At 30.2% G+C, this 6,075-nt stretch carries 7 protein-coding genes; 1 reads left to right on the top strand and 6 read right to left on the bottom strand.

Translation table 11 applies throughout. The features are described 5' to 3' along the window. From LGK95_RS15300 to LGK95_RS15275, 6 genes are all read right to left on the bottom strand, one after another. On the bottom strand, positions 1-135 hold a 135-nt coding region (locus LGK95_RS15300; RefSeq protein ID WP_226125653.1), incomplete at its 3' end, for an FAD-binding protein. 9 nt (positions 136-144) lie between these two features. Beyond that, on the bottom strand, positions 145-732 hold the full coding sequence (cysC, locus tag LGK95_RS15295) for an adenylyl-sulfate kinase (RefSeq protein ID WP_226125648.1): 588 nt from the start codon (positions 730-732) through the stop codon (positions 145-147). A 21-nt stretch (positions 733-753) separates the two neighbouring features. Continuing rightward, entirely contained in the window at positions 754-1,530 is a 777-nt protein-coding gene (locus tag LGK95_RS15290) for an ABC transporter permease (RefSeq protein ID WP_226125652.1), read from the bottom strand. Further along, positions 1,460-2,299, bottom strand: a complete 840-nt coding sequence (locus tag LGK95_RS15285) for an ABC transporter ATP-binding protein (protein ID WP_226125647.1) — start codon at positions 2,297-2,299, stop codon at positions 1,460-1,462. Before LGK95_RS15285 ends, LGK95_RS15290 begins: the two co-directional genes overlap by 71 nt. A gap of 14 nt (positions 2,300-2,313) precedes the next feature. After that, positions 2,314-3,357, bottom strand: a complete 1,044-nt coding sequence (locus tag LGK95_RS15280) for an aliphatic sulfonate ABC transporter substrate-binding protein (RefSeq protein WP_226125646.1) — start codon at positions 3,355-3,357, stop codon at positions 2,314-2,316. Positions 3,358-3,427: 70 nt separating this feature from the next. Further along, a complete protein-coding gene (locus LGK95_RS15275; protein ID WP_226125645.1) occupies positions 3,428-4,627 on the bottom strand; it encodes an ROK family protein in 1,200 nt (399 codons plus the stop codon). 663 nt (positions 4,628-5,290) lie between these two features. On the opposite strand from LGK95_RS15275, the gene LGK95_RS15270 reads away from it, so the two are divergent. Then, on the top strand, positions 5,291-6,007 hold the full coding sequence (locus LGK95_RS15270; protein WP_226125644.1) for an SGNH/GDSL hydrolase family protein: 717 nt from the start codon (positions 5,291-5,293) through the stop codon (positions 6,005-6,007). Positions 6,008-6,075: the final 68 nt, after the last annotated feature.

Raw genomic sequence — 6,075 nt, 5'->3', positions numbered from 1 at the left:
TTTTATATTAGCTTTATCCACTACTATAATGTTCATATCTTCTTGCTTACTTAAGGTTAATGCAGCATAACATCCAGAAGTACCTCCACCAACAACTAATACATCAGTTTCTAATATTATTGTTTCTAGCTTCATTATAATCTCCTAACCAAGGCATTTTATATAATCTAATATCTTGTCTACACATTCATCTATTGATAACTCATTCGTATTTATAATTATTTCGGGATTTTCAGGTTTTTCATAAGGCGAGGATATACCAGTAAATTCTTTAATCACGCCTGCTCTAGCCTTTTTATATAAATTTTTGGGATCTCTTTTCTCACATTCATCTAGTGGACAATCCACAAAAACTTCAATAAAATCATCTCCAAGAGCTGATCTGACCATGTCGCGATTTGCTTTTAGTGGAGATATAAAACATGCAATAGTAATAAGCCCCGCATCTACAAATAGTTTTCCGATTTCCCCTATACGCCTAATATTTTCATTTCTATCTTCGATTGAAAATCCAAGACCTGAATTTATACCTAGGCGTATATTATCGCCATCTAGTAGATATGTTGCTTTGCCGCTCTGATTTAATCTTATATCTAAAGCATTTGCAACTGTTGACTTACCAGAGCCTGATAAACCAGTAAACCATAATAATTTAGATTTTTGCTTTAGTAGATTTTCCCTATGCTCTCTAGTTACAGATGCATCATGCCAAGTAAGATTTTCAATACTCATTTAACTTCACCTCCGTTAGATTTAAGTCCTATCAAGACCCCATTTATGTCTCATATTTTTCTCTAATCTTGAAAAGACAAGTTTATCAACTAATAACCCAAGAAGTATTATAATAATCATTACTGCTACAACTTGACTAATATCTGCTAAATCTCTTCCTACCATGAGCACCTGGCCTAGCCCCTTTGTAGCAGAAAGCATTTCTCCTGCCATTAGAGCCCTCCATGCAAAGGACCATCCCTGCTTTAATCCACTTACTATATCAGGCAAAGCAGCTGGCAGTATTACATGAGTATATATCTTTCGCCCTTTAGCACCCATAGTTCTTGCCGCCCTTACATATAATGGGTTTACATTCTTTATTGCATATTTAACTGATATAGCCACTGCAAATGTAGACCCAATAGCAATAACAAAAATTATAGAACTCTCACTTAGTCCAAACCATAATATTGCAAAAGGTAACCAACAAATACTAGGTAATGTCTGAAGTCCTAAAATTAATGGACCTACATTTTCATCCAAATACTTGAATTTAGCAATTACAAGTCCAAGAGTAACCCCTATTATAACTGATATAAAATATCCTACTATAATTCTCTTCAAACTTGCAACAATGGCTATACCTATTGTATTATCTTTTATTAGGGCTATCAAAGTCCCAAAAACGTCAAAAGGTGATGGCAAAATGTACGGTTTCCAAATGTTTAAAACATCAACACCTAATTTATAAATCCCCTCCCATATCAGTATCAGAAGAATATAGAACAGAATTTTCTTCAATATTCCAATCGCCATCGTATTCCGCTTTTGCAACTTTCTCCACCTCCTCTTTTAATGCCTTCATTATCTTAGAAGTGTAATACGAAATATCACAACTTTCCATTTGTCTTGGCCTTGCAAGCTCAATAATAAACTCTTGCTTTATTCTACCTGGATTAGCTGCCATTACCACAACTCTATTTGCCAAATATACTGCCTCTTCTGCATTATGAGTAATAAAAATGATAGTTTTTTTTGTATTTACCCATATATGTTGTAATTCTTGTTGTAACATCATCTTTGTCTGACTGTCTAAAGCCGCAAAAGGTTCATCCATTAAAAGTATTTCAGAATCAAGCGAGAGTGCGCGCGCTAGGGCAACCCTCTGCTTCATTCCCCCTGAAAGCTCATACACATATGAGTCCTGAAACTTAGAGAGATGTACCATTTTTAAATAATGAAGTGCCTTTTTATATCTAACTTCTTTTGTCATACCTGCCATCTTCATACCAAATTCTACATTATCTATTACCTTAAGCCAAGGAAATAATGCAGCTTCTTGAAACATTACTGTTCGATCTGGTCCTGGTCCAGTTATTTCATTACCATTAAGCATAACTACACCCTTCGTTGCCTTTTCAAGTCCTGCTAAAATGTTTAGCAGCGTAGATTTTCCACAACCGGAAGGTCCTAAGATACATACAAAATCTCCCTTTTTTATCTCAATATTAAAATTTTCAAGTGTGCTTGTCTTTTTATATTTTGAAACAAACTCCTTACTAACGTCCTTAACTATAAGGCTCAAAATTATCACCTCGATTATTTTATTTGGTCTTGTCCCTTTTCTTTTAAAACTTTATTTAAAGTAGTAAGATTAAATAAATTCTTTGTATCTGGCTCTAATTTTAAAAAACCTTCCTTAAGTGCGAAGTTAACAAAATCAAAAACCGAGTCCTTTTCTGGATCATTTGTAATAGTTAACCTGTTAAAAGCATCATCTAAAACGTCTTTTTCAATTCCTTTTTTGGTTAATTTAATTATTTGTTTATTAACTATTTCTTTAGCCTTATCTGGATTTTTATTAATATACTTAGTGGCATCTACATGAGCTTTTATAAAGTTCTCAACAATTAACGGATGTTCCTTTAAAAATTCAGTTCTTACAACTACTACGGCTGTAGTATATTTACCTTGTCTGAATAAATCTTTATAATCTAAAATGATATTAGTCTTTGCCTCTTTCATAAGCCTTGAACCCCAAGGTTCTGGTACTAATGCAGCATCTATCTCCCCCTTTTGTAGTAAACTTAAAATATCTGCATTAGATGCTTGCCTAACCTCAACAGTTCCACCCTTTGTTTTATCTTTAAGTCCATTTTCAGACATTATGTTTCTAAGTGTTAAATCTTGAGTATTTCCAAACTGTGGAACTGCAATTTTCTTTCCACTTAGCTCTTTAAGATTCTTAATAACCAATCCTTTTTTAGATACAAATACTGCTCCTGCATCTGTTGCTCCTGCAATAATTTGAATATCCCCTTTGGACTTCGCATATCCATTAATTGCTGGACCAGGTCCTATATATGCAATATCAATAGCTTCTGCAAAAAGTGCTTCTACTTCCGCAGGACCCGCATTAAATAATTTCCAAGCCACTTTGTTTTTTTCACCAATCGATTTTTGAAAACTACCCTGTTCTCGTCCTACAAGAGCTTGAGAATGAGTTATATTTGGAAAATATCCAACTTTAACGTCAACATTAGGATTTATCACTTTCTTTGACGAGCATCCTGCTAAGCCTCCAGATATTAAAAAACTTGCCAATAATAGCATTAATAATTTAAACTTCCTTGAATTTTTCAACTTCGACCCCCTACTAGAAATTAGTTTTTATTGAAATATTCAATAACCTACTCATATGTATAAATTAATACTAATTCATTATATCTTCAATTACTAGAGCCACGGCTCCAATCGAGATTGCATTTTCTTTAAAGTATCCACCTCTATTGAAAACAATTTTTCTTCTTCTATTAGGATGCAACTTTTTTAATACAATCCTAATACATTCATTATAAAATAACTTTGAGTTTATTATTAAAGGTCCGCTTAATATAACTAATCCTGGATTTAGAAGATTTATATAATTAACTATCCCAGTTCCTAAAATTAATGCAGAATTTATTATTATTTCTTTTGATAACTCATCATTTCTTTCTGCTGCTGTGCAAATATCTTTAAATTCTATATCCTTCAAATTTTTATTTATTATAGTATATCTTCCCTTTTTAACTTCGGAAGAAAACTTTTTTAATATTGCATTAATAGATGAATAGCTTTCTATGCATCCTAAATTTCCACACTTGCACTGCTCTCCATTAATATCAACTATCATATGTCCCAAAGCATCTTCCTCGTCATTTATTGTCCTTATAAGCTTACCTGATAAAACAGTACCTGTTCTTATACCAATCCCACAATTTAAATAAGCAATATTTTCAACTCCTTTTCCAATACCATAAAAGTATTCTCCAATTACAGCAGCATTTACTCCATTTTCAATAATAATAGGATATTTTAATTTTTTTTCTAGCATTTCTTTTATAGAAACATTAGACCACCCAGGTGAACTAAAATTAATAGGACTTATCATTACCCCGTTCTTTATATCTAATGGTCCAACTGTGCCTAATCCTATTCCTACCAGATTCATATAACTTAACCTTAAATTTAAGTATGCCTTTTTAATTATTTCATCTATTTTTCTCACAGTTTCTTCCGGAGAACATGAGGTATCCATATAAAACATTTCTTTATACAAAATTTTCATTTTTAAATTAGTTATAATTACCTCTGTATAGACTCTAGATAAATCTATACCTATAATGTAAAATTCAGATAAGTTCACGTCATATAAAACTGGTTTTCTGCCACCTGAAGATTCACCTATAGCTTTCCGCACTATAATTCTACTTTTTTCCAATGGCTCCATTGTATAGTTTAATGTAGTTAATTTAATACCTGTTAAAATAGAAATTTCACTTTTAGTAATAGGTCCATATTTTTGAAGTGAATTAAAGATTCTTTTTTCTTCATTACTTAAATTCTTTAATATATTAATCTTATCTTTCACAGCTATTCCTTTCAATATAATGATATAAATTATTATATTCTTTAAGTTTTTACTATTTTGTCAAAAGTAATTATTACATAACCTATTAAAAGCATACTTTAGCATTAAAAATCTCTAAGCAGATAAAATGTTAACTTAAATCGCATAATATATTAAATCAAATATAAAATTTATCAAATATTGTATTTCTATAAGTTTTTACTATTTTGTCAGAAGTATCTATATGTACAACATTTTGAAATATACTTAATTCACATACAAAATATATTCATACTTTTCCTATAGGTTAGGTGTATATTATCATTAGTTTAATTAATTGTCAATACAAGCTCTAATATTTTTTACGAATAATATTTAAACACTCTAGTACTAATTATAATTAACTGAGCTAATAAATTGTTTACATACTTCTACCTAAATAAACACAAACTACAATATATACATATTAAAATATTATTATGTAGGAATTATGAAGGAGTAAAATATAACATCATAATTTATTGGTATTATTAATTATATAATGTAAGTTAAAATTTTTTTTAATACGTAGTTTTAATACGTAGTTTTGATAACTATGTATTGTAATGTTTATAATTTTGTGATATATTGTTATTATATATTAAATCAATTAAGATAACTAATTTAGTTTTATGGAGGTATATTATGGAAGTTAAAGATAGCTACATTATAGTAGCATATGGTGATTCTATTACAAGGGGTATTATCTACGATGATAAAAAATCTAAATATGCAACTTTAAAAGAAAATTTTACAAGTATAATAGAGAATAAAATAAAAGGGCCTGTTTACAATGCTGGAAAATTTGGTAACACCATTATGAGGGGCGCAAGAAAGATGTACAATGATGTTATTAAAAAATCCCCAGATATGGTGCTCGTAGAATTTGGTGGTAATGACTGTGACTATAAATGGGATGAGATTGCCAAAAATCCAGATATGGAATACAAACCAAATACTGATATAATTACTTTTCGTGAAACGTTGCTTACGATGATAGACACATTAAAAACTAACCACATACTCCCTGTACTTATGACTCTCCCACCACTTGATCCTTTAAAATATTTTAAATGGATTGCGAAAGAAGATTCTTTTGCAGAAGAAAATATTCTACATTGGTTAGGTACAAAAGAAAGACTTTTCACGTGGCATAATTCTTATAGTAAAATGATTACACAAGTTGCTAATGAAACTAGCACTGTACTAATTGATGTACGCTCAGAATTTTTAAAGCACAGCGATTATAGTAAGTTTTTGTGTAAAGATGGAATTCATCCAAATATTGAAGGTCAATCATTAATTGCTTCTGTTATATTAAATTTTATGAAAGAAAACTATAACTTTATATTACAAAATTAATAAACTAAATAAAAGTTGTATTCTTTTTTTTAAAAACCATAAGTACAAACTAACAATACTACTCTATA

Source organism: Clostridium algoriphilum (assembly GCF_020443705.1).
In the GTDB taxonomy this organism is placed as follows: domain Bacteria; phylum Bacillota; class Clostridia; order Clostridiales; family Clostridiaceae; genus Clostridium_AD; species Clostridium_AD algoriphilum.
Note: the sequence above shows the minus strand (reverse complement) of the source record. Positions and strands in the feature narration are given on the sequence as shown.

Bases quoted from the DNA above. Each gene is read 5' to 3' on its own strand.
- LGK95_RS15290 (WP_226125652.1), bottom strand. From the start codon at position 1,530: ATGGCGATTGGAATATTGAAGAAAATTCTGTTCTATATTCTTCTGATA.
- LGK95_RS15270 (WP_226125644.1), top strand. From the start codon at position 5,291: ATGGAAGTTAAAGATAGCTACATTATAGTAGCATATGGTGATTCTATT.
- cysC (WP_226125648.1), bottom strand. From the start codon at position 732: ATGAGTATTGAAAATCTTACTTGGCATGATGCATCTGTAACTAGAGAG.